Below are 23,812 nucleotides of genomic sequence, written 5' to 3'. Positions count from 1 at the left end.
CGCGCGCATCGTATAATTTGGGCAAACTTGTCCACTGAGCCCGAAAAGGCGCGCACCATGAGTTCTGAAATCCGCCTAGCCTTTGCGCACCCGTCTGAACGGTCCGAAGCGACAGCGCCACGCGGTCCGCTGGATCGCATCTCGCTGCGTGATCATATCGTAGAGGTTGAGATCGGCGCTTTTCAGGCCGAGCGCGGAACAACTCAGCGCATCTGCTTCAATATCGTGGTTGAAGTGCGGCCGATAACCGATCCGATTGACGATGATGTGGATCGCATCCTGTCCTACGACCGCGTGACCGAAGCGATTGCCTATGAGTTGTCGGCGGAGCGTCTCAATCTGCTGGAAACTTTGGCCGACCGCGTGGCTGAACGCATTCTGCTTGAGCCTCAGGCTGTAAGAGCTTTTGTTCGCATTGAAAAACTCGATCGTGGTCCCGGTGCGCTGGGGGTTGAAATAGTACGTGGTAAAGACGCGGTTCATCACGACGTCGTGGAAGAAGAACGACCCCATCCACGCTTGGCATTTCTGTCAAACGAAGCGATTGCATCGGACAATCTGACCGGCTGGATTGATCAGCTTGAGAACCGCCAACGCCCGTTGATCCTGTGCGTCGGAGCCGCTGATCTGGCTGTGTCTCAAACCGGACATGCGATGACCCAGCGGCGGATTGATCTGCTGGCAATCGAACAGAACGCTTGGGTTCTGGCGGCGCGGGACCATCGCTGTGTGGTGGTTTCTACCCGGACCGAACTGGATTGGGCGATGAAGAATGGACAGATTTGTGTCTGGGCGCCTTCCAAGATTGTTCTGGATGCAGTTGATGGTCCGTCGGCCGCGCCATCTGATGCAGTTGCGCTTGCTGCATGGTTCGCAGCAACGTTTGAAGCCAGTGAAATGCTGGTAATCGGCGGCGAATTGCCCGAAGCACCAAAAACTCCGCTACGATCTGTTTCAATCGAGCAGAAGCAACTGTGACCGAGTACTTTCGACCTCTGGTTCAGCACGGTCCGACAAAGCCTGTCGAAGCAAAACACCTTGCCGGACAAGCGCTTTGGTTTACCCACGCCGAAAAGCTGACGCGCGGTGGGCCCGCCGAGATCGTCGAGGCTGCTGAAGTCCCAGCTAATGTTCTGGAACGTCTCACCCGATCTCGTCCAGCCATAGCGGGGCTGGATATGGCGCAGCCGCAGATCATGGGTATCCTGAATGCGACGCCTGACAGTTTCTCGGATGGCGGGGTGCATAACTCCGTGGACGCTGCACGCTCGGCCGCTGTGAAGATGGTGTCACATGGGGCGACGATCCTCGACATCGGCGGTGAATCGACGCGGCCGGGGGCGGATTTTATCCCCGAGGATGAAGAAATCGAGCGTACGCGCCCACTTATTCAGGCGATAAAGGCGGAAACCGACGCGTTGATTTCCATTGATACCCGTAAATCCAAGGTCGCCGAGGCCGCTTGGCAAGCAGGTGCGGGGCTGGTCAATGATGTTTCTGGGTTCACTTTCGATGCTGAACTTGCACCTCTCTGCGCGCGTATCGGTGCCCCTGTCTGTGTCATGCACATGCAGGGTGATCCGGCGACGATGCAGGATGATCCACAATACGACAACGTCTTGTTGGATGTGTATGATTTCCTTGAAGGTCAAATCGCTCATCTGGAAAATCTCGGCCTCAGTCGCGAATTGATCGTGGCCGATCCTGGTATCGGTTTTGGCAAGACAGAAGAGCACAACCTGACATTGCTGCGAAACCTGAGTCTGTTTCATGGGCTGGGTTGCCCGATACTGTTAGGCGTCTCGCGCAAAGGGTTCATTGGAACCATTGGGCAGGAACCGCGCAAGGATGCGCGCGCTCCGGGATCAATCGCCGTAGCATTGGCTGGATTGTCGCAAGGTGTGCAGATCATTCGGGTCCATGACGTGGCCGAAACCTCTCAGGCCTTGCGCCTGTGGGTCGCCGTCCGGTAATCCGGTCGCAGGCAGGAATATTTGGAGTACAGGTATGCGCAAGCTGTTCGGAACTGACGGGGTGCGAGGCACCGCCAACACCTATCCGATGACGGCAGAAATGGCGTTGCGCATCGGGGCCGCGGTCGGGCGGTATTTTCGCCGGGATTCACGCGGCGTGCACCGGGTCGTGATCGGAAAGGATACGCGACTATCCGGCTATATGCTTGAGAATGCTCTTACTGCAGGATTGACGTCGACAGGGATGAACGTGCTGCTTCTTGGTCCTGTTCCCACGCCGGCCGTTGGATTGATGACCCGATCGATGCGGGCAGATCTTGGGGTGATGATCTCAGCCAGTCACAATCCCGCCGAAGATAATGGAATCAAGTTCTTTGGACCTGACGGGTTCAAACTCTCTGATCAGGCGGAGCTTGAGATTGAGAAACTGATTGAGGAGGGGGTCAGCCCTGCTCAGGCGCAGAACATTGGCCGCGCGCGTCGGGTTGATGATGCCCGGTTCCGTTATGGTGAGCGGGTCAAATCCTCGCTTCCCCGTAATCTGCGGCTGGATGGGCTGAAAGTGGTAATCGACTGCGCCAATGGTGCAGCGCACCGAACAGCCCCTGAAGTGCTGTGGGAACTTGGTGCCGATGTCATACCGATTGGCACGTCGCCCGACGGTAAAAACATCAATCTTGGCTGTGGTTCGACCCAACCACGTATTGCCGCAGAAACGGTTGTCGCGCATGGCGCAGACGTTGGCATCTGCTTGGATGGCGATGCAGACCGTGTTGTAGTGGTCGATGAAACCGGGCAGGTCGCCGATGGCGATCAGTTGATGGCGCTGCTTGCCTCGGCATGGTCAAAGGAAGGCACGCTGAAAGGTGGTGCTTTGGTCGCAACGGTCATGTCGAACCTTGGTCTGGAACGACATCTGGAATCGCAGGGCCTGCGTCTGGAACGCACTGCTGTTGGCGACCGGTATGTTGTCGAGCGGATGCGTGAAGGTGGCTTTAATCTGGGTGGTGAGCAATCCGGGCATATCGTCATGTCAGATTACGCAACCACAGGTGACGGGTTGATGGCGGGTCTGCATTTTCTTGCCGAAATGGTGCATTCCGGGCGCAAAGCATCTGAATTGGCGCAACAATTCGAGACCGTTCCACAGCTTCTGAAGAACGTGCGCTATGGCGAAGGGCAAACCCCGTTGGAGGATGCCAGTGTTAAGGCTGCAATTGCCGATGCCGAGAAGCGTTTGAACGGACAGGGCCGGTTGCTGATCCGGAAATCGGGTACAGAACCGTTGATCCGTGTTATGGCAGAGTGCGAAGACGATGCGCTGTTGCAGCAGGTCGTCGACGGAATCGTTTCCGAGGTCGAAGCGGTCGCAGGCTAACGCCCGATCAGCATTTTTCTGAGGCTAAACCACTGGCTGATCGCCATTCCGGTCAGGATCAGAGCAAGCGCGATGTAAAAGCGCAAAGGCAAGGCTTCAGACAGGATCCATGCTCCGAACACCATCGACCAGATTGGCACTTGATAGTTCACGAGCGTCAGAAATACCGACCCGGCACTGCGGATGATGGATACGCGCAGAAGTGTGGCAAATGCTGTCGGCACCAGCCCGAGTACGATGATCGCAAGACCGGAACGCGCTCCCTGCCAATCCGGAATACCTTCGGTCACCAACATGATGGGGAGCAGAATGAGCGCTCCGACGACCAGCGTAAGTGCTGCCAGAACGATTGGGTCAATCGGTGGACAGCGCCGTGTGAAGATGGAGGCCAACGAGTAGCAGAAAGCAGCGCTGATACAGGCAAGTTGCGCCAGCGGCTCGGCACCTTCGCCAAGTTGTGCAAGGCCGGGACCGATCAGGACGAGGGCACCGGAAAACCCAAGTGTCACACCAAAGAGTCTGCGGGCATTCAGGGGTTCGTCTGAAAAGAAATGTGCAAGCGGCAGGACCATAAGCGGAATAGCGGCCATCGATAGGCCGGCAAAGGCCGATGGTACATATTGTTGACCCCAGCTCAGCAGCACAAAGGGCAGAGCGGTAGACAATATGCCTATCACCACGATGGCACCCCATAAGGCGGGGCTGGGGGCTGGGAGCTTGCGGCCCGTGAGCATCATCAGCACAAGCAGCGTCAATGCCCCCAAAGTGGTCCGCGCGGTTGCCACCGTTATTGGCCCATAACCTTCCAGAGCAATCGCGACGACCATGAAGGTTCCGCCCCAGATGAGGCCAAGGGCTGCGACGCCACTCCAGTCACGAGAATCCGGCTGCTTTACCATTCGTCCCTCTGCTCAATCGGCCTGCGTTGATCACGTGGTTGCCCAAAGGTTTGCTATACTTGAGCTGTGATGCGACCAATTTACCGATAAAGGCATGTTTGTAATGTGTTGCGGTTCGTAGCTCACCTGGCTGAACCTGACAAAAAGGGCGGCCAGATAGGCCGCCCGATGCTGAGAAATATCAGACTTAGTTCTTTTCTTTGTCGACCATTTTGCCGGCCGAGATCCAGGGCATCATGCCACGCAGTTTCGCTCCGGTTTCTTCGATCATGTGCTCGTCATTGGCACGGCGCGACGCTTTGATGGTCGGCTGGCCAACAGCGTTTTCCAGCATGAAGTCACGAACGAATTTACCCTGCTGGATGTCGTTCAGAACCTCTTTCATGCGGGCTTTGGTCTCGTCGTATTTCAGGATACGCGGGCCGGTGACGTACTGGCCATACTCGGCAGTGTTCGAGATCGAGTAATCCATGTTGGCGATGCCGCCTTCATAGATCAGGTCAACGATCAGCTTCACTTCGTGCAGACACTCGAAGTACGCCATCTCGGGCGCATAGCCCGCTTCGACCAGCGTTTCAAAGCCGCAGCGGATCAGTTCGACCAGACCACCGCACAGAACAGCCTGTTCACCGAACAGGTCGGTTTCACACTCTTCACGGAAGTTGGTTTCGATGATGCCCGAGCGACCACCACCGATGGCCGAGCAATAGGACAGGCCGATTTCCAGCGCTTTGCCGGTTGCATCGTTGTCGACGGCTACCAGGCAGGGCACGCCGCCGCCTTTGGTGTATTCGCCGCGCACGGTGTGGCCGGGGCCCTTGGGTGCCATCATGATGACATCGACGCCTTCTTTCGGCTCGATCAGGCCGAAGTGGACGTTCAGGCCGTGGGCGAATGCAATTGCGGCACCGGGTTTGATGTTGTCGTGGACGTACTTTTTGTAGGTTTCGGCCTGAAGTTCGTCGGGCATGGTGAACATGATCACGTCACACCATGCTGCGGCTTCGGCGATACCCATAACTTGCAGACCTTCGGCTTCGGCTTTCTTGGCCGAAGGGGAGCCTTCACGCAGAGCGATGACAAGGTTCTTGGCACCTGAGTCGCGCAGGTTCAGCGCATGCGCGTGGCCTTGCGAACCATAGCCCAGAATGGCAACTTTTTTGTCTTTGATCAGGTTGATGTCGCAATCGCGATCGTAATAGACGCGCATTTCGCTGGTCCTTTCTGTTTCGATTGCTGTGCTTTTACCCAGCCAATTCGGTATTGGCGATAGCCGCGAAGGTGGCTATGCATATAAATTCAAAATCATCATTCTTGAAACGAGAGAAAGTCGTAAAAATCATGCTTGATGATATCGACCGTCGAATCCTGCGCCATTTTCAGGCTGATCCAAGCCTGTCGACGGCTGAACTGGCTGAGCGATGCCGGATCAGTCCAGGGGTATGCTGGCGCCGTATCGAAAAAATGCAGGCAAGTGGTGTGATCGAGGGGCAGGAGGCTGTGATCGACTGGTCGGCATTGGGTTACGCAGTAGAGGTTTCACTGCGGGTTACGCTGGACAAAACTCAGCCTCGTGCCTTTGACGAGTTTACTGTAGCCGCCCGAGAAGTATCTGAAGTGATTGAGATACAGACGTTTCTGGGGCGCGTGGATGTTCGGCTGTCGGTTCTGGCCCGGGATATGTCTCATTATCAGCAGGTTTACCGGGATCGTATTCTGACCCTGCCGCATATCGCGGATATCGAGGCGTTGATGCACATCGCGCGGGTCAAAAGGGATGAGGTTTTGCCGGTATGATCGAACTGGATGAAACCGACCGCGAGCTTTTGCGTGCATTGGTACAGGATGCAACGCTTAGCGCAGGTGCTTTGGGGCGTAAGCTGGGAATGTCACAACCCGCAACATGGCGACGCATCAAGCGCCTGCAGGAGGCGGGTGTGATCAAGGGGCGCAGGCTGCGGCTGAATGCTGAAGCGCTGGGATTTGGTGTCACTGTTTTTCTGGGGGTTAAACTCGCTCGGAAAGGGCAGGTTAGCCTTGAGGATTTTGAACGCGCCGTAAGCGCGATCCCCGAGGTACAAACAGTCGAGCATGTCTTGGGTTTGTATGACTATAGATTGCGGGTCGTTGCGCGTGATCTGTCAGATTTCGAACGTGTATTACGTCGGCGCATCATGACCCTGCCGGGTGCGGGTGATGTCGAGGCAAACGTTCTGTTAAGTGAAGAGCGTTTGCCGGGACCGATCGGTTGACTGGATCAGTACTTTGTACGGATGCAAAAGCCAGGGTGGTGCGTCATGCGCGCAAACGTCATCGGCTGACCATCTTTCCATGTCGTCCGCTCAAGTTGAATCATGGACGTACCAGCGGTCGTGCCCATGTATTCAGCTAGTCGGCTATCCGCCGAGATTGCACAGAAGGCAATTTCCGCTTCGGTAAACGGTGCCGCATCCAACAGCCATTCATGCGGTCCGGTTTCCTGCAGGTCTGCATGTTCCACATCCGGAACGGCGTCGATGTTGATCCAACGCTCTTCAAGCTGAAAGGGACGATTGTCGGCATAATGCATACAGATGACGTGCAGTACGCGCGAATCGGGGGAAACGCTGAGCTGTGAACTCAGCCAGCCAGGGCTTGCGACCACGTTCCGCTCTACCAGCGAATAGCGATATGTAGCGTTCTGATTCTCTACCGTTTGGCGGGTCAGAGAAATCTCGAGCTTTGCCTGCTTGCTGGGGGCTTTTTTGACGCGCGTCCCGCTTTTGCGCTTACGCTCGACGAATCCTTGTTCGGCCAGTTCCCGCAGGGCGCGATTGACAGTCGCGCGGGCGCAATTGAACTCTTCTGCCAGTTGAGTTTCGGTGGGCAACAAAGAGCCCTGAGGCCAGATCCGGGTTTCAATCCGCCGTTTTACTTCGTCGCGAACGACCTGGAAACTAATCCGTTTTTGTGCAGGCACGGGCGAGCACGTCCTTTCTTGTTCAAAGTGTGCGTATCTGTTCAGAATCGCGCCATGGTGTAAAGAGAGGGTGACACTAATTGGCGTCATTTCTTCAGATTTCCCCATTGATGGTGAACAGGATCGTCAATCTTTGCACGGTTTCCGTCACGTCAGCACAAGAGGTCGCATTGGTGCTTTACCAAAGCGACTCAAGCGTCCAGAAATTGCACAAAGCTTAGGAAAGGACGCACAATGCCCGCACTTTTGAGTACTGTTGACCCTGATGGTCTCGAGGAGTTTTCGGTCGTTTTCACGGATCGCTCGCTCAATCACATGTCTTCAGCTTTTCAGCAGGTGATGCGTGATATCTCCTCGATGCTGAAGGATGTTTACAACGCAGATGGTATCGCGGTGATTCCCGGGGGTGGCACCTACGGTATGGAAGCAGTGGCCCGTCAGTTTGCCCGCGGGGCGAATGTTCTGGTGGTTCGTAATGGCTGGTTTTCATATCGATGGAGTCAGATTATCGAGTCGGGTTCATTGACCGCCTCCACCACAGTCCTCAAGGCTCGCGAGACCGGTAATGCAAGCCCTTCTCCCTTTGCGCCCGCGCCGATCGAGGAGGTAGTTGCCACTATCCGCGATCAGCGCCCGGATATCGTTTTTGCCCCCCATGTCGAGACCGCAGCGGGTGTGATCCTACCGGACGAATATGTGACGGCCATGGCCGAAGCCGCGCATGAGGTTGGCGCACTGATGGTACTGGATTGCATTGCGTCAGGTTGTGCCTGGATCGATATGAAAGCCACGGGCGTCGATGTTCTGATCTCGGCACCCCAGAAAGGCTGGAGCGCTTCGCCTTGCGCTGGGCTAGTGATGCTGTCCGAGCGTGCCGAGGCACGGTTGGATGAAACCACGTCTGATAGCTTTGCCATTGATCTGAAAAAATGGCGACAGATCATGCAGGCTTATGAGAATGATGGCCACGCCTACCATGCGACGATGCCCACGGATGCACTGCGTGCGTTCCGAGACACAATGGCCGAAACCCGCGAGTACGGATTTGAGGAACTGCGTGAAGCGCAGTGGGCCTTAGGCAATGGTGTGCGGCAAATGCTGCGGGACAAGGGCATCATGTCAGTCGCGGCAGATGGATTTGGCGCACCCGGTGTGGTTGTCAGTTATACATCCGATCCTGAAATTCAGAACGGTAAGAAGTTTGCCGCGCTGGGGATGCAGATCGCAGCTGGCGTGCCGCTTCAATGTGATGAGCCCGAAGGGTTCAGTACCTTCCGGCTCGGGCTGTTCGGACTTGATAAACTCTATGATGTTGATGCCACAATTGCTCGCCTGAGACGGGTGCTGGATCAGGTTCTTTAAACTGAAATTGGGCCTTAGCGAACGCCAAGACCCATTTGCATCAGCGTCTTGCGAACCGGCGCCAGAGAGTAAAGCGCATTCAGACCCATCGCACGTGCGTCCCGCAGGGCGCGCGTTTCCATCATGGATGCCCGGTTCAGCAGGTCGATACCTTTCACACGCAATTCGATCTCGGTGTGGCGCGCCTTGTGATAAGCTTCTAGCATCTGCACGTCGCCCAGCCCATCAGGTCTGCTCTGAGCCAGATCCAGCAAGCAGCGCAGATCGCCCAGCGACATGTTCAATCCCTGCGCACCGATCGGGGGCACGACATGAGCCGCTTCGGCCATCAGTGCGATACGCTCTCCGGACAGACGTTCAGCCGACTGGCTGATGATCGGCCAGATCGTGCGGCGTGAAGCGAGCTTGAGTGGCCCGAACAAACCGCAGGATCGTTCTGTCATTGCCGCTTCGAATGCGTCGGTGTCCAGATTCAGCAACTCTACCGCGCGCGGTCCCCGCTCCATCCAGACAATCGCCGAAGAAGGCTGACCCTGCCAATCGGGCAGGGGAACCAGCGTGAAAGGCCCGCCAGACCGATGGATCTCGGTCGAGACATTCTCGTGCGCGATTGGATGGGTGACCGCAAAGGCCAGCGCTTTTTGGCCATATCGCGTGGTATGGACGTTGATACCAGCAGCCTCACGCATCGGAGAGGTTCGGCCATCCGCAGCAATCACCAGCTTGCAACGAACACGACTGCCATCGCTCAGGCCTACGCGCGCTTCGGCGGTACGGGTAAACAAGCTGGTTGTACCGGTGCCCGGGCGGAAATCGACATTGGGCAACTCTGCCAGCCGCGCCACCATTTCGCGTCGTAGTAGCCAATTGGGGAGGTTCCAGCCGAACGGCTGGTCCGAGATATCTGCTGCGTTGAAGTCCCGTACGACACGCGGTTCCGGTTCGTCACCACCCGCATCGACGATACGCATGATTTGCAGAGGGGCCGCATATTCGTCCAGCCGGCTCCACAATCCACACTGTTCCAGCAAGCCATGAGCAGGTTGCAAAAAAGCCGTTGTTCGCAGGTCCGAACCGTCGACATCGCGTTCGGTGATCGGAGGAGCCGGATCAACACAGACTACGTCAAAACCTGCTGCGCCAAAGGCCGCTGCAGCGGTCAAACCGGCGATTCCGCCGCCAGAAATCAAGATGTCACAGCTGTCAGTCATGGCACATTACTCCGTTCTGAGCAGAACCTAGTGCTGATCTGTGCCAGAGGCCAAGTGACATCCTGTCCCGTTTATCAGCCGCGTGAAATCAGGATGAGGATCAGGAACATGACCGGGACCATCGCGAGCGCCGGAATGTAAAGGCCAGGCAGGCCAAACAAAAGCGCAGAGCAGCCCCACATGCTGAAGATCGCGGCAGCGGTATAGCCCAGGTCTTCGGGTTCTCCATCGGCGACATCACGCGCCATCCAGCCAAACAGAGGAATTGCATAAAGCAGGCGCTGCCAGACGGGCAGGCGGCGGGGCATTTCGATCGCGCTCATCGGGGTCTCCGTTCTGTTCACATCTGCGGCGCATATAGGTGCGATGCTGCACCTGCGTAATGAGCAGATCGTCGCAGTTTGCGAAGCTCAAACCAGACGCGCGAGGAACCCTGTCAGGTCGTCCGTGTGGTGATGAATATGCTCAGCCTCGTGCGGGTCAGGCGCGACATGAACGGTGCGCATTCCCATAGCATGAGGTGCCGCCAGATTGCGTGGATCATCCTCGAACATGGCTGCATTTTCGGCCTTGATCCCATCTTTTGCAAAGATCGTTTCAAACGCCGCTTGCTCGGGCTTTGGCCTGTATCCGGCATGTTCAACCCCGTAGATCGCATCGAACAATCCGGTCAGCCCGCGCGCGGCGAGCACCCGTTCGGCATATGGCGCGCTGCCATTGGTATAGACAATGCGGCGACCCGGGAGGGATCGGATATGCGCAGCAAGCTCATGGTCGGGGTCCATATGGCTCATGTCGACCTGATGAACGGCATGAAGATACGGGTCCGGATCCAGATCGTGCTCGGCCATCAAGCCGGCCAATGTTGTTCCATATTGCCGCCAATAGTGAGACCGCAATCTGTCGGCCTCTGCCCGATCAACACCGATGGCTTGAACGACATAATCGGTCATGAGCACCTCGATCTGATCGAACAGGCGCATATGTGGCGGGTAGAGGGTGTTGTCGAGGTCGAACACCCATTGCGTGACATGAGAAAAGGCAGGTTTGACCATGGCTTGGGTTTAGGGCGTGCCGGCTGAGTTTTCAATGGCGCACTTGATTGCGAGGCCATCAGACGGATAGACATGTCCGAACGAGGAGAAACAAATCAAATGAGCCAGTCCCGACAATCTCATACAGATGCTTACAGCCTGATTCTGGAGGCCATTGACGTTGGCGTCTACAAACCGGGTGATCGGCTTGTGGAAAGCGAGCTTGCCGAACGGTTTGGCGTGTCGCGTACTCCGATCCGCGAGGCGTTGCAGCGGTTGGAGACGCAGTCGTTGCTAGAGCGGGACGGACGCTCTCTGATTGTGGCTTCGCTGGATCATAATCAGATGGCAGAACTGTATGTGGTTCGGCGTGAGTTGGAGGGGTTGGCTGCCCGCCTTGCTGCCCGGCATGCGACCGAAGAAGAGGTCAAGGTTCTGCAGGACATGGTCGCTGCGGATGATGCCCTGGTAGATGATCCCACCGCGCTGTCCCGGGCCAATCGCCGGTTCCACGAGCAGATTCATCTGGCATCGCATAACCGCTATCTGGTCCAGCAGCTTGATCTGGTGCATCGGACGATGGCGTTGATGGCCACTACATCATTGGCAGTGCAGGGGCGTGGTGAGATCGCACAAAGTGAACACAAGGGCATCGTTGAGGCCATTGTGGCGCGGGATGAAGACGCAGCGGAACGGGCGTTGAAAGACCATATCTCGATCGCTTTCATGACCCGCCTGAAGCAGGATGCAGTGCGTCGCGAGAAATAGTCTGCGTCAGGTCATGGCCGCCTCTTCGTGGGCCTGACCATGTTGGGTCTTGTCCCAGAAAAAAGGCTTGGCCGCGAGTTCCCACAGGGCCTTGTAGGCAGCCAGAACACCGAGCGGATAATAGAGAATCAATGTCGGAACCCACGGGAGCAGAAAGCGCCTGCCACCTGCGTTAACGCCTAATGCACCAACTATGATGTTGGTGGCTTCGGCCGCCAGAAAGAGATAGATGCAGGCCTTCAGAATTTCTGGCGATACAACGTTGAGAAAGGGATGAGGCAGACCCACCGATGTCAGCCAAAACATCCATAAAACCGGTGCAAGCAGAAATTGTCCGACAGTGCCCAGAAAGAATGCTTGTACGCCCATGAATCTCAGCGGCCCAAGCTCGTTCAGGAAACGTAACGGTGCGCGCATGTGCACCAGATAGGTGACCATGAACCCTTTCAGCCAGCGTGAGCGTTGTTTAACCCAGGGCCAGGCGCGAAAGTTAGCCTCTTCGTAGGTCGTGGTCTCGACGATTTCGGTTCTGTAACCCGCGCGACTCAGGCGAACGCCCAGATCGGCGTCTTCCGTTACATTGTGGGCGTCCCAACCGCCCAGCTCCAGCAGTTTGTCGCGACGGAAAAAGAATGTTGTTCCGCCCAATGGGACGACCAGACCCAGTTTCGCAATTCCCGGCAGGATAACGCGAAACCAGCCACTGTATTCAATTGTAAAACAACGGGATCGCCAGTTTGTTCGGGGGTTATAGTAGTCCAGAACACCTTGCAGACAGACCACGTCATCTGCGGCCTGTTCAAAATGTCGAACAACAGTTTCAATTTGATCGGGTTGTGGCGCATCCTCGGCGTCCCAAACCCCGATAATATCGCCTCGGCAGAAGTCCAAAGCATAGTTCATTGCGCGGGGTTTCGTGGTTAGATTCCCCAACTCGGGCACTTCCAAGACACGAATCCACGAAGGCAGATCTACGTTTTTCAAAGCTGCTCGGGTAACATCATCATGTTCTTCGAGCACCAGAATGACGTCCAGAAGGGCTTTGGGATAAGTCAGGCGCCCAAGTCGGACAATCAGTGCATCTGCGATTTCCCGCTCTTTGTACAAAGGTACCATCATCGAAACGACCGGCATTCGGGTCTGTGTCGCTTCTTGAGAAGCGGAAAGGGATTTGGGGCTGAGCAGATAGGCACCCAATCCGAATATCCTGAGTGTCAGAAACAAGATCAGCGTTGAAACAGCCGACCAAAAGAAAAAGGCCAGCCCAATTGGTGGATAGGCGAGAAACACCACCAATGCAGCAAGCAGCAGTGCAATGGGCCCGACTCGTGAACGGGCAGTCCAATTGCGGCAGCTGTGCACGGCATCGATGCGGTTCTCTGCTGCCTCGGCGAGTGTCGAAGAGAATTGTGCAGCGATAACAGCATTGATTTGCTCAGCGGACGCCAGAACCGGGACCACGGTGTGTCCGCAATCGCTAAGTTCATTTGCGACTTGTTCGAATTGATCAGGACGGGCTGTCGCGATCTGAAGGATTGGTCCGATCCGCATCCACGGTGCAACGCCGTGAGACACCCAGAATTCTGCAGGCCGGATGGCGAACAGATCGGCAGATGGCGGTGAAGCTTTGAGATCTGCAATCTGCAACCCATTTTGATCGGACAGAGCTTGCAGTACGTTCTGGCGGTCTATCCAGCCCTCGCTCAACAATATTTCGCCCAGACGCGCGTTCTGGTTTGTTTGCTGGTTCAAGGCCCACTGCAACTGCGTTTGATTGATAACGCCACGGCCGACCAAACATGCGCCCAGCGGTTTACGCTGTCTCGTGCCGGGGACGGGTGTTGCGGGTGCAAGACCCTGAAGATTCAGTTCAACCATTTCAAACCCCGTCGCCAATAGTGGCGTCAGGGTTGCTAAATCACGGTTAATTTGCAGTTAACGGTCGCCCGTAGGAAACCACAAGCAATCAGGCTTGTGCCTTGCGATCTGCCATGGCTGCTGCAAAACGCTCGAACAGATAAAAACTGTCCTGAGGGCCGGGCGACGCTTCGGGGTGATACTGGACCGAATACACAGGGCGGTCGGTCATGCGGATACCACAGTTTGAACCATCAAACAGCGAGCGGTGAGTTTCGATCACACCTTCGGGCAGGGATTCGGCATCAACGGCAAAGCCGTGGTTCATCGAGGTGATCTCAACCTTGCCGGTGTCCAGATCCTTGACCGGGTGGTTCGCACCGTGGTGTCCGTGGTTCATCTTGATGGTCTGACCACCAAGGGCGAGGGCCAGCATCTGGTGGCCCAGACAAATGCCGAAGACCGGAAGGTCTGTCGTATCCAGAACCTCTTTGATCATTGGCACTGCATATTCACCTGTGGCTGCTGGATCGCCAGGGCCATTGGAAAGGAAAACCCCGTCTGGCTCATGCGCCAGAACTTCTGCCGCGGTTGCCGAAGCGGGCAACACAGTCACATCACATCCGGCTGAGGCGAGACAGCGCAGGATATTGCGTTTGGCCCCGAAGTCCAGCGCGACAACTTTGTGCACCGGTGCTTCCTGACGCTGGTATCCATCGGGCCATGCCCAACGCATTTCATCCCAGCGATAGCTTTGGGCGCAGGTTACATCCTTGGCCAGGTCCATTCCTTCAAGACCGGCAAAGCCGCGCGCAGCCGCAACCAGGGCTTCAATATCGAAGTTGCCTTCAGGATCGTGGGCGAGTGCAACGTGCGGCGCACCCTGCTGACGAATGGCCCGCGTCAGGCGGCGGGTGTCAACACCGCCGATGGCGATGCGGCCGCGCCGCGTCAACCATCCCTTGAGTTCTTCGGCAGAGCGCCAGTTCGATGGTTCGGTTGGATCCCATTTGACAACCATCCCGGCTGCCACAGGGTCGCCGGTCTCGTCGTCTTCAGGGTTCACACCAACGTTGCCAATGTGCGGGAAGGTAAAGGTCACGATTTGCCCGGCGTAAGACGGATCCGTCATGATTTCCTGATACCCGGTCATCGCAGTGTTGAAGCAGAGTTCAGCCACCGTCTGGCCGGTTGCTCCAAAACCGATGCCATAAAACAGGGTTCCGTCGGCCAGTGCCAGACATGCGGTGGGCTTGGGCGTGGCGGTATGTGCCATGGCGCGACTCTCCTGCTGGGTAAATCGGCGCATTCCTAAGGGGGTTAGGCCGCTGGGTCAAGTCTGATCAATTTTTGGGCTATTGTTACTTTTCAATAACTTAGCCATATTGCTCTGCTGTTGTATCACGCTTTTTGTTTAGATATGTTCAGGGTTCCTTTGCCATGGGGATGGACAAACCATATGGATATGCGATCACGGGTGAACACCGCCCTGAAGCAAGCAATGAAAGACAAAGCAGCCGAGCGTCTGTCGACGCTGCGGTTGATCAATGCGGCAATCAAGGACCGCGACATCGCTACGCGCGGGTCGGACAACGAAGAAGCCAAGGGGTGCGGGGACTCGGATGTTCTTGAAATTCTTGGCAAAATGATCAAGCAGAGAAAAGAAAGCGCACGCACCTACGAAGAAGGCGGGCGCCTGGATTTGGCCGAGCGTGAATTGCGCGAGGTTGAGGTCATCGAAGAATTCCTGCCCAAGCAGCTGGACGATGATGAGGTCGCGCAGGCCATCCAAACAGCAATCACTGCCACCGGCGCGGGGTCGATCCGTGACATGGGTAAGGTAATGGGCGAGCTTAAATCGCGTTACACTGGCCAGATGGATTTCGGCAAAGTTGGCCCGATGGTCAAAGACCATCTTTGCGCTTCTGCAAACGGAAACTGCTAATTTTCAGAACCTGCCGTGGTTAAGCTGCGGCAGGTCCTTTCAATCGACTCACCAGATCATCATATAGCGCGATGCGCTCTTTCTCTGACAGGAAGGCGCCTATTTCAACTTCGCGCCCGTCGCCGACCAGTGTGACATAGTTTGGTATCGGTCCGCCTTTTTTGTGCATCTCGGGGCGTGCCCAATACCTGTTGCAGCTCCACTCCTTCTGACCTGAACGCGGGCTGTGATGCACAAGGTGGGCCTTTGTGCCGGTCAAGGTCAGCACCTCGAACATACTTCGTGCCCGATAATTCATTTCGAAGGCCAGCCACAGCCCCAAAACCGTCAGAAGCAGAAACGGAAGCAGACCCCAAAGCAGGACGGAACCCAGAACCGCCAGCAACGGGATGAGCCCGAACAGAAATACTGCCAGAACAACGATCATGGCACCACGCGGGGGCAGCGAATTATGCGGCCATAGGCACAGTTCCTGTTCGGTGTCAGAGGTTTGGTTCCATCGGTAGGGCATGGGTAAGAAATAACGCAATGAAAGCCGGAGTCGATGGGGATTCGCTACACAACATGGCCCACACGCGACCACGAGAATGCGTCGTCGAGGCGGTCGTCACCCCAGAACACCTCACCACGCACAACGAAACTGGGTGCACCAAATACGCCCAAATCTGTTGCTTTCGCCGTCTCAGTTTCCAGTGCTTCCTCGATCTCGGGGCTACGCGCGCGCGACAACATCAGACGGGGATCCTGTTGGCATCGGAACAGGGCCTCGGACACAGCGTTCTCACCGCCAGCTTCCATCCCTTCTTCGAACCAGATGCGGTAGAGCGTTTGGGTAAAGTCCTTACCCCAGCCTTCACGCATGCCAAGCAGCGCGACCTGATTGGACAGCGCCAGATCGGAGATCGGGTAGGGGGCCGGCAGATTGGCATGGATGTGATACTTGGCTGCTCTGCGTTCGATGTCGCGCCACATATATGCTGATTTAATAGGCTTTCCCGCAAAAGGGGTGTTTTGCTGGTCAGCCATCACCGTACGCACATTGAATGGACGCCAGTTGACGGTAGTCTCATGCTCGCGGCACCACTCATCCAGACGCATCACGGTCAGGAAACTGTAAGTACTGCCAATGGAAAACCAAAAGTCGATTTCAGGCATCAGAACGCTCCGGATTCAGAGTTTCATGACACAGGATACCCTAAATCGACTGATTTTTCGATCATCCCTTTGTTTTGAGCAGTAAAACCTGAATCAGAACAGCGCTTTGTCTATTGGCGTCAGCGGGGCTGGAGCCTCGTCCGTGGCCATCATCTGGCGCAGGTCGATCTCGATATTCCGGCAGATTGTCGAAATCGGAACATCTGTTACATCGCCTTCAAACGGGTCTTCCATCGAGGCACTCACCCGCTCGGTTACAAAGAATATCCAGCACACCAAAGCCCCAACCGGGGCGAAAGTCAGCCAGTCGGAAATCACAGTTTGGAGAAGGGGTGCATCCGCACTGGCAAAAAACGAACGTTCGTCGTTGAACGCCAGAGGGAGCAGGAAAATGAATATCCAGCTGAAGATGCGGCCAACCTCGGCAACCTGTCTGGGGAATGGTGTATTCTTGATGCGCTCACTGCGGCCCTGCGACGTGGAAAACTGTGCGATCCGGTCGAGCAGGGCGATGTGCCAATAGGAGTCGATTTTCTTCTCGCTCGCCAACGTTGCCAGTTGTTGGCTTTGTAAGAACAAGAGATAAGCAGCTTTGTTGTTCTTGCCTTCAAGCAGTGGCAGGTCGGTTGCGATTTGATAATCGCGCCAACTGTCCCGATTCTGATGTAGGTCAGCACGGTCTGAGATGGGTTTATGGCCGAACAGCCAGGGACGACGTGTCCGGCCGCTGGGTGATGATTGCCGAAGCTGGTATGCGAGCATGTTCAGCCATGCGATATGCCGATCAATCAGATCTTGTCGGATGTTTGCATCGAGGGGAGTGCCGTCAGACTGGACAAGATTGCCTATGGTGTACCCCCAATCGCGACTTCCGTTTACGATGTCACCCCAGACGCTTCGGGCTTCGATCCAGCGGGCGTAGGCAGATGTGTTTTTGAAACCCAGAAAGAATGCTACCGCGAGGCCCAGCATGGTGACCGGCGGACTTGGGTTGTTGATGACTTCGATGGGGGTCAGTTCGTCAACCAGCACGACGAGAAATATCCAGACCAAAACGAGGCAGATAAAGCCAATGGATCCCTTGACCATTTGCTGAAACTTGATGCCGTCGTGCAAAAGCATTGCGCACTATCCTCTGCTTAAATGGCTCGGGACGTGTCAGACAAGGTCTGGATATTCACCAGTCGCCTGACAATCGAAAGGTAATTGATTTACTGAGGAAAATTAGTCGAGCACTGTTTTGTTGTCACGGAATTTCCCCGATTGCCCGTTCGTTGCGCATAAAAAAGCCCCGCACTGGGCGGGGCTTTCTGATTTCTTCTGACCGGATCAGTGCGCGTGGCCTTTGTCCCAGTCTTCCTGCTTAGGCAGCTGCTCGAACGTGTGTTCGGGCGGTGGCGAGGGCAGGGTCCATTCCAGCGTATCCGCGTACTCATTCCAGTAGTTGTTCTGGGTGATCCGAGCGCCACGCAGCAGGGCGTAGATCACGATACCAAAGAACAGCAGGAACGAAGCGAAGGAAACGAATGCACCGATCGACGACACGAAGTTCCACTGAGCGAACGCTTCGGGGTAGTCGATATAGCGGCGGGGCATGCCCTGACGACCCAGGAAGTGTTGCGGGAAGAAGGTCAGGTTGGCGCCGATGAAGAACAGCCAGAAGTGAACCTTGCCCCAGAACTCCGAATATTGACGACCCGTCATCTTGCCGAAGTAGAAGTAGATACCCGCGAAGATCGCAAATACGGCACCCAGTGACATCACGTAGTGGAAGTGAGCAACCACGTAGTAGGTGTCGTGATAGGCACGGTCGATACCTGCCTGCGACAGAACCACACCGGTTACACCGCCAACGGTGAACAGGAAGAGGAAGCCGAAGGCAAACAGCATCGGTGTCTTGAATTCGATCGATCCACCCCACATGGTCGCGATCCACGAGAAGACCTTAACGCCTGTCGGAACCGCAATGACCATCGTGGCCAGCATGAAGTAGGCCTGCTGACGCAGCGACATGCCAACGGTGTACATGTGGTGCGCCCAAACGACGAAGCCCAGAACACCAATCGCGATGATTGCCCAAACCATCGGCAGGTAACCGAAGATCGGCTTGCGTGCGAAGGTCGCAATCACGTGGCTGATGATGCCGAAGCCGGGCAGGATCACGATGTACACTTCCGGGTGGCCGAAGAACCACAGGATGTGCTGATACAGGATCGGATCGCCACCACCGGCCGGATCAAAGAAGGTGAAGCCAAAGTTGCGGTCCATCAGCAGCATGGTGATTGCGCCCGCCAGAACCGGCAGCGACAGCAGAATCAGCCACGAGGTGACGAAGATCGACCAGCTGAACAGCGGCACCTTGAACAGGGTCATGCCCGGGGCACGCATGTTCAGGAAGGTGGTGATCATGTTGATCGCGCCGAGGATCGAGGAGGCGCCCGATACGTGCACGGCGAAGATCGCAAGGTCCATGGACATGCCGCCTTCGGTCGTCGACAGCGGCGGGTAGAGAACCCAACCGACGCCCGAACCGAGCTGGTCGTTACCACCGGGGCTCAGCAGCGAAGCCACGCCCAGCGAGGTACCAGCGACGTACAGCCAGAAGGACAGGTTGTTCATCCGCGGGAACGCCATGTCCGGCGCGCCGATCTGCAACGGCATGAAATAGTTGCCAAATCCGCCGAATAGGGCTGGAATGACAACGAAGAACATCATCAGAACACCGTGATAGGTGATCATAACGTTCCACAGGTGTCCGTTAGGGGTACATGGGTCGGCCATGAAGCCTTCCAGACACATGTACTGAACGCCCGGGTGCATCAGCTCGAGCCGCATGTAGACGGTCATCAGAACCGAGATCAGACCGGCCAGTGCCGAAAAGATCAGATAGAGAATCCCGATGTCCTTGTGGTTGGTCGACATGAACCAGCGGGTAAAGAAACCGCGATTGTCTTCATGCTCGTGACCATGAATGGCTGCGTCTGCCATTTAGGTGCCTCCTGTTGCAACTGCACCGCGCAGCCAGACCTCTCCAGCGCGCGGGATTCCTGCTGGTTTTAGAATGCGAAGGGGTGACCTTCAATGGCCGAGTTTGATCTGGATCAAGATAAATAGCCGCACCCTCTTGAAGGGGACGGGCTGAATCCCGTGTTATTGAAGGTCGGCGAGGGTGTTCTTGAGCTGTCGGAGCGGGACCCAGATCTGGCTTGCGCAGATCGGTCCGGCGCATCCTCTGAGGCGCAGCCGACCATCGGCCAACTGATGGATATTGCCGCGAAAGGTCAATCCCGTTTCAGGATGCTGCAAGCGCCCTTGGGACCATCCGGCTGTGTCTGGTTTGAGGCCCGTAATCATCAGATCACCGGATTGGATATGTCGCCAGTTGGTCACATCCCATCCCCAGAGCAGCCGACCACAAGTTAGTGTGAAGTCATTTGGGCAGGATTCGAAGCGGACAACAGCTCCGAGGTAAGGAGCTGAATACGTTCCTCGCAACTCGGCTGCCTTGGCCAAGGCGCTTGCCAGGACGAACATGCAAGACAACAGGAGGATTGGCATAAGATCACCGGGTCGTACGCTGGGGCGAGGGGCGACCCTTGCGAACTCCTGATGGTAGCGAGGGTGTTCGGTACCCATCAACCGATCCCACCATGTGAAATACAGTCCCATGTTGTAGCGCCCGTTGGCATGATGCAGATCGTGATGGGTCACACTGGTCAGCCAGTCGAACAGGGGCTTGCCGTCAGACCGCGCTGGAAAGATTTCGTACCCGCAATGACCCAGCGCATTGCGCAGCATCATGTGAAAGACAAAGGCGAGCAAAGCCAGCGGATGCATTGGGATCAGCGCGACAAAGATCGGTAGAAAGACTGCATTGATGACAGCTTCCGAGGTGTCGAAAGAATAAGAGGTGAATGGTGTGGGATTATGTGACCGGTGATGCGTGCGATGCATGAGCCTGAACAGGCGCCGGTGGTGAAGCAGGCGATGCGTCCAATAGAACCATGCGTCATGGGCGATAATGATCAGGAGCAAGGAACCTATAAGATAGGCCGCACCATAGTCGTCGATTTGATCGTAAATGGGTGCAAAACCTGTTGCGTGGGCCAATCCGATGAGAATGCCAGTCGTGGCAAAGATCAGAATGGTACGGATGCTGATCACAAGCTCTCGTCTAATCTGAGGCCATCTGGGGATTTGCTCGCGAATTTTTCGATTTCGCAACCGACGTGCCAACCACGTGTTGATGATCAGATATGTCCCTCCGGCACCAAAAGCATAACGCAATGTGTCATGGGTTAGGGTGCCGATGATCAGGTCGGTCAGGTGGAACTCGGCCATTTTCGCTCTCCTTGGTTGTCAGGATGCTGAAAATGGTGCGGTCAGGATTGCCACGGGTCTCATCGATTGCGAAATCGGCGAGAGATTTTCGAAATGAACCTGTTTTTTCAGAAACGATCAGTCGCGGTTGCGATACTCGCGGGGGCTGGAGCCTGTCTGCGCGCGAAACGCTTTGTTGAAGGGACCGAGCGAGGCAAAGCCCACTTCGTGAGCAATCTCAAGAATCGTTGTTCGACCCCGAGAGGGATCGTTCATAAGCTCCTTCGCAGCTTTGATCCGAGCAACGTTTATGAAGGTTGAAAAATTGCGATGCCCCATTTCACCGTTGATCGTGGCACGCAATTGATGCTCGGGAACACCAAGTTCTTCAGCGAAGGCACCAATGGTCAGTCCTTCGCGCTGCCAGATACCGCGGCGCATGACCTGTTCAACTCGCTCGGTGAGGTCGGCTCTTGATTTGGACACTGTTCGTTTGATGGGTTCATCTGCAACGGGCTCAAGCGCCCAAATTGCGAATAGCAGGGCCAGTACAAGGATGGCCGAGGCTTGCAGTGGGTAGATCCAATTGGGCAGGTTGGCGTCCAATCCGCTGGCTTCCACCACCGAGACGATCAGCCCCAGTGCGCCCATCGCCACTAGAAAGCCGCGCCGGAAACGTCTGCGATCGATGACCAGATCGTCACTGTCAGTTGCCAAGGCTAAGATGATGAGGCCCAGATACAAGGCGATAGCCAAAATTCCGCGGATGGGTGTCATCGCAGGCCAAAACGGGATGAGTGCGGCTGTGACGACGGTCAGCAGGGCCAGAACTAACACAGGCCTGCGCTGAGATGCGTCGTCTGTCAGCTGGACCGTCGCCATCCAGGTCAGCGCCAGCGGCAAAAGCGTAGCGCCTGCGACCAGTACGGGTTGCAAAGCGATTGGCATGATCGTGGGAGCTGAAATCAACAGATAGCAAACGGTGCACACTCCCAACGCTGCCACCGAAGATGTGCCGCGCGAACGCGAGTGCGAAATCAGGACCAATGCGGTCGCGACTATTGCACCGATTGCCATACCACGAAGAATGAGGTCAGAAATTATGATCCAGTTGGTCTCCATTGCAGGCTAGATTGCCAGCCAGCGCGCGGTAAGTCTTGTCGATTCTGAATTTCAGTCGTCAGAAATCAATCGGTTGAACATGTTTGCTTGACCTCTGCCGCATGGATCGCAAGAACATGAACAGCGGCAACGAAGAAGGTGCGACATGAGCTACGATCCCGAAAACATCTTTGCAAAAATCCTGCGTGGGGAGATTCCGTCGACTCGTGTTTACGAGGATGACGAGACGCTGGCCTTCATGGATATCATGCCACGTTCTGATGGACATTTGCTGGTGATCCCCAAAACCCCGTGTCGCAATGTCCTGGATGCATCGCCCGAGCAACTGGCGTCGGTTATGAAGACGGTTCAAAAGCTGTCGCAGGTCGTAATGAAGGCCTTTGAAGCTGATGGCGTCACTATCCAGCAGTTCAACGAGGCCGCCGGAGGGCAGGAAGTGTTTCACCTGCATTTCCACGTTCTGCCGCGCTACGAAGGTGTATCTATGCGCCCGCCCGGAAACATGGGCGATTTCGAGGTCATCGCCGCACAAGCCGATAAGATCAAAGCAACGCTGGGTTGATCAGAGCAGCAGTTCAGTGCGACCCTGAGCAGGTTTCGTGGTCGCCGAACGCATGCATTACCTCGCAGACATGATCGTGTCTGCCATCACAGGCGGCGGTGATACGGGCCAACTCAGCTTCAAGTCGGCTGAGACGGGCGATCCGGTCACGCAGATCAGCCAGTTGCCTTTCGGCAATGTCATGGGCGCGGTTCAGATCTGCGCCCTTTGCTCCTTCGAGCGAAAGCAGCGCTTCGATATCTGTCAGCGGCAGGCCCAGATCACGTGTGTGTTTGATGAACTGCAACCGCTTCAGGGCAGTTTCGTCATAGCGCCTTTGATTGCCCGCAGTTCTCTCGGGTCGTTGTAGCAAACCCTTGTCTTCATAGAACCGGATCGTTGGCACTTTCACTCCGGTCTTGCGCGACAAGTCACCAATTGAGAACATTTTTTTCCAAGTCCCCTTGAACCTCTAGTGACTAGAGGAATTACATTGTGTGTCGAACCAGAACAAGGGACGCACAAAACATGGCTCATCAACACTCGCATTCCGGGCATGGCCATCATTCGCACAATCACATCGATCCGTCGGCAGGGGATGCGCGCGTTGCATGGGCCATTGCTGTGAACATGTTTCTGACCCTTGCCCAGATTATTGGAGGGGTCCTGTCCGGCTCATTGGCGCTGATTGCAGATGCGTTGCACAACCTTTCCGATGCGATCGCGCTGGTCATTGCGTTCTTTGCTCGCAAAATTGCCCGTCGCCCTGCTGACCCGCGAATGAGTTTCGGCTATGGCCGTGCCGAAGTGGTTGCGGCATTGGTCAACTACACAACGCTCGTCGTTCTGTCGGTCTATCTGATGTACGAAGGTGTAATGCGGTTCTTTGAACCCGAGCCCGTTAATGGCTGGATCGTTGTTTGGATCGCCGCCATAGCGCTCATCGTCGATGTGATCACCGCTGTTCTGACCTACACGATGGCCAAGGAGAGCATGAACATACGCGCTGCTTTCCTGCACAACGTGGCGGATGCTTTGGGCTCGGTTGCGGTCATCATCGCGGGCACTGCTGTCATTCTGTTCAACTGGACCTGGGTTGATCCCGCGGTGACCATCATGATTTCGGTCTACATCCTCTGGCACGTCAAATCTGAAATTGGTGAAACTGTCCGCGTGCTGATGTTGGGTGCACCGCCTGAGCTGGAGCCCGAACAGGTCGCAACCTCAATCGAAGAAACAGATGGGGTAAGCGAAGTGCATCATGTGCACTTGTGGAGCATGCAGGAAC

At 55.9% G+C, this 23,812-nt stretch carries 25 protein-coding genes; 10 read left to right on the top strand and 15 right to left on the bottom strand.

The window, feature by feature from the left end:
* Positions 1–57: 57 nt before the first annotated feature.
* From E1297_RS47680 to glmM, 3 genes are read left to right on the top strand one after another with little or no spacing between them, the layout of a single operon-like run.
* Positions 58–978 carry a dihydroneopterin aldolase gene (locus E1297_RS47680; protein WP_155151390.1) on the top strand — a complete coding sequence of 307 codons (921 nt, stop codon included), beginning with the start codon at positions 58–60 and terminating at the stop codon, positions 976–978.
* The gene (gene folP, locus E1297_RS47675) at positions 975–1,973 is read left to right on the top strand and encodes a dihydropteroate synthase (protein ID WP_368669872.1); all 999 of its coding nucleotides are present in this window, start codon (positions 975–977) and stop codon (positions 1,971–1,973) included. Before E1297_RS47680 ends, folP begins: the two co-directional genes overlap by 4 nt.
* Before the next feature lie 34 nt (positions 1,974–2,007).
* On the top strand, positions 2,008–3,351 hold the full coding sequence (gene glmM / locus E1297_RS47670; protein WP_155151388.1) for a phosphoglucosamine mutase: 1,344 nt from the start codon (positions 2,008–2,010) through the stop codon (positions 3,349–3,351).
* On the opposite strand, the gene E1297_RS47665 is transcribed toward glmM, so the two are convergent.
* Complete coding sequence (locus E1297_RS47665) at positions 3,348–4,250, bottom strand: DMT family transporter (protein WP_155151386.1); 903 nt, start codon at positions 4,248–4,250, stop codon at positions 3,348–3,350. The two genes, glmM and E1297_RS47665, sit on opposite strands and share 4 nt — an antisense overlap.
* A gap of 187 nt (positions 4,251–4,437) precedes the next feature.
* Positions 4,438–5,460 (bottom strand): ketol-acid reductoisomerase, encoded by a 1,023-nt coding sequence (ilvC, locus tag E1297_RS47660; protein ID WP_155151382.1) that lies wholly within the window; start codon positions 5,458–5,460, stop codon positions 4,438–4,440.
* Between the two features lie 131 nt (positions 5,461–5,591).
* Here ilvC and E1297_RS47655 point away from each other — a divergent pair, with 131 nt between their 5' ends.
* Positions 5,592–6,047 (top strand): Lrp/AsnC family transcriptional regulator, encoded by a 456-nt coding sequence (locus E1297_RS47655; protein WP_155151379.1) that lies wholly within the window; start codon positions 5,592–5,594, stop codon positions 6,045–6,047.
* Positions 6,044–6,502, top strand: coding sequence for an Lrp/AsnC family transcriptional regulator (locus tag E1297_RS47650; protein WP_155151377.1), 459 nt, complete (start codon positions 6,044–6,046; stop codon positions 6,500–6,502). Before E1297_RS47655 ends, E1297_RS47650 begins: the two co-directional genes overlap by 4 nt.
* Before the next feature lie 5 nt (positions 6,503–6,507).
* On the opposite strand, the gene E1297_RS47645 is transcribed toward E1297_RS47650, so the two are convergent.
* Positions 6,508–7,299 (bottom strand): GntR family transcriptional regulator, encoded by a 792-nt coding sequence (locus tag E1297_RS47645; RefSeq protein ID WP_155151374.1) that lies wholly within the window; start codon positions 7,297–7,299, stop codon positions 6,508–6,510.
* 144 nt (positions 7,300–7,443) lie between these two features.
* Between E1297_RS47645 and E1297_RS47640 the strand changes: the two genes are divergently transcribed.
* Positions 7,444–8,571 (top strand): aminotransferase class V-fold PLP-dependent enzyme, encoded by a 1,128-nt coding sequence (locus E1297_RS47640; RefSeq protein ID WP_155151371.1) that lies wholly within the window; start codon positions 7,444–7,446, stop codon positions 8,569–8,571.
* A 14-nt stretch (positions 8,572–8,585) separates the two neighbouring features.
* Here the strand turns inward: E1297_RS47640 and E1297_RS47635 are convergent, their stop codons facing one another.
* From E1297_RS47635 to E1297_RS47625, 3 genes are all read right to left on the bottom strand, one after another.
* Positions 8,586–9,782: a UbiH/UbiF family hydroxylase gene (locus E1297_RS47635; protein WP_155151368.1), complete on the bottom strand. Its 1,197-nt coding sequence runs from the start codon at positions 9,780–9,782 to the stop codon at positions 8,586–8,588.
* A gap of 74 nt (positions 9,783–9,856) precedes the next feature.
* A complete protein-coding gene (locus E1297_RS47630; protein WP_155151366.1) occupies positions 9,857–10,105 on the bottom strand; it encodes a hypothetical protein in 249 nt (82 codons plus the stop codon).
* Positions 10,106–10,192: 87 nt separating this feature from the next.
* Positions 10,193–10,837 (bottom strand): pyrimidine 5'-nucleotidase, encoded by a 645-nt coding sequence (locus E1297_RS47625; protein WP_155151363.1) that lies wholly within the window; start codon positions 10,835–10,837, stop codon positions 10,193–10,195.
* A 99-nt stretch (positions 10,838–10,936) separates the two neighbouring features.
* Here E1297_RS47625 and E1297_RS47620 point away from each other — a divergent pair, with 99 nt between their 5' ends.
* Positions 10,937–11,584, top strand: coding sequence for a GntR family transcriptional regulator (locus E1297_RS47620; RefSeq protein ID WP_155151360.1), 648 nt, complete (start codon positions 10,937–10,939; stop codon positions 11,582–11,584).
* A 6-nt stretch (positions 11,585–11,590) separates the two neighbouring features.
* Here the strand turns inward: E1297_RS47620 and E1297_RS47615 are convergent, their stop codons facing one another.
* Both E1297_RS47615 and carA read right to left on the bottom strand, forming a co-directional pair.
* A complete protein-coding gene (locus tag E1297_RS47615) occupies positions 11,591–13,462 on the bottom strand; it encodes a glycosyltransferase family 2 protein (protein WP_155151358.1) in 1,872 nt (623 codons plus the stop codon).
* An 88-nt stretch (positions 13,463–13,550) separates the two neighbouring features.
* Positions 13,551–14,717 (bottom strand): glutamine-hydrolyzing carbamoyl-phosphate synthase small subunit, encoded by a 1,167-nt coding sequence (gene carA, locus E1297_RS47610; RefSeq protein ID WP_155151356.1) that lies wholly within the window; start codon positions 14,715–14,717, stop codon positions 13,551–13,553.
* A 183-nt stretch (positions 14,718–14,900) separates the two neighbouring features.
* On the opposite strand from carA, the gene E1297_RS47605 reads away from it, so the two are divergent.
* Entirely contained in the window at positions 14,901–15,386 is a 486-nt protein-coding gene (locus E1297_RS47605; RefSeq protein WP_155151353.1) for a GatB/YqeY domain-containing protein, read from the top strand.
* Positions 15,387–15,405: 19 nt separating this feature from the next.
* Here the strand turns inward: E1297_RS47605 and E1297_RS47600 are convergent, their stop codons facing one another.
* The 6 genes from E1297_RS47600 to E1297_RS47575 form a co-directional block, all read right to left on the bottom strand.
* The gene (locus tag E1297_RS47600) at positions 15,406–15,897 is read right to left on the bottom strand and encodes a DUF2244 domain-containing protein (RefSeq protein WP_155151350.1); all 492 of its coding nucleotides are present in this window, start codon (positions 15,895–15,897) and stop codon (positions 15,406–15,408) included.
* A 44-nt stretch (positions 15,898–15,941) separates the two neighbouring features.
* Entirely contained in the window at positions 15,942–16,541 is a 600-nt protein-coding gene (locus tag E1297_RS47595; protein ID WP_155151348.1) for a 2-hydroxychromene-2-carboxylate isomerase, read from the bottom strand.
* Positions 16,542–16,634: 93 nt separating this feature from the next.
* Complete coding sequence (locus E1297_RS47590) at positions 16,635–17,663, bottom strand: bestrophin family protein (protein ID WP_155151345.1); 1,029 nt, start codon at positions 17,661–17,663, stop codon at positions 16,635–16,637.
* Positions 17,664–17,870: 207 nt separating this feature from the next.
* The gene (gene ctaD / locus E1297_RS47585) at positions 17,871–19,529 is read right to left on the bottom strand and encodes a cytochrome c oxidase subunit I (RefSeq protein WP_155151342.1); all 1,659 of its coding nucleotides are present in this window, start codon (positions 19,527–19,529) and stop codon (positions 17,871–17,873) included.
* Positions 19,530–19,691: 162 nt separating this feature from the next.
* Positions 19,692–20,882, bottom strand: coding sequence for a sterol desaturase family protein (locus E1297_RS49380; protein ID WP_196223586.1), 1,191 nt, complete (start codon positions 20,880–20,882; stop codon positions 19,692–19,694).
* Between the two features lie 117 nt (positions 20,883–20,999).
* Positions 21,000–21,764: an AraC family transcriptional regulator gene (locus E1297_RS47575; protein ID WP_196223585.1), complete on the bottom strand. Its 765-nt coding sequence runs from the start codon at positions 21,762–21,764 to the stop codon at positions 21,000–21,002.
* 364 nt (positions 21,765–22,128) lie between these two features.
* On the opposite strand from E1297_RS47575, the gene E1297_RS47570 reads away from it, so the two are divergent.
* Positions 22,129–22,545: an HIT family protein gene (locus tag E1297_RS47570; protein ID WP_155151336.1), complete on the top strand. Its 417-nt coding sequence runs from the start codon at positions 22,129–22,131 to the stop codon at positions 22,543–22,545.
* 13 nt (positions 22,546–22,558) lie between these two features.
* Here the strand turns inward: E1297_RS47570 and E1297_RS47565 are convergent, their stop codons facing one another.
* Positions 22,559–22,972, bottom strand: a complete 414-nt coding sequence (locus E1297_RS47565) for a helix-turn-helix domain-containing protein (RefSeq protein WP_155151333.1) — start codon at positions 22,970–22,972, stop codon at positions 22,559–22,561.
* Positions 22,973–23,052: 80 nt separating this feature from the next.
* On the opposite strand from E1297_RS47565, the gene E1297_RS47560 reads away from it, so the two are divergent.
* A partial coding sequence (locus E1297_RS47560) for a cation diffusion facilitator family transporter (RefSeq protein WP_155151895.1) occupies positions 23,053–23,812 on the top strand: 760 nt, incomplete at its 3' end.

The sequence above is a fragment of the Roseibium sp. RKSG952 genome (assembly GCF_009711355.1).
This window is presented reverse-complemented; position numbering and strand designations above follow the sequence as displayed.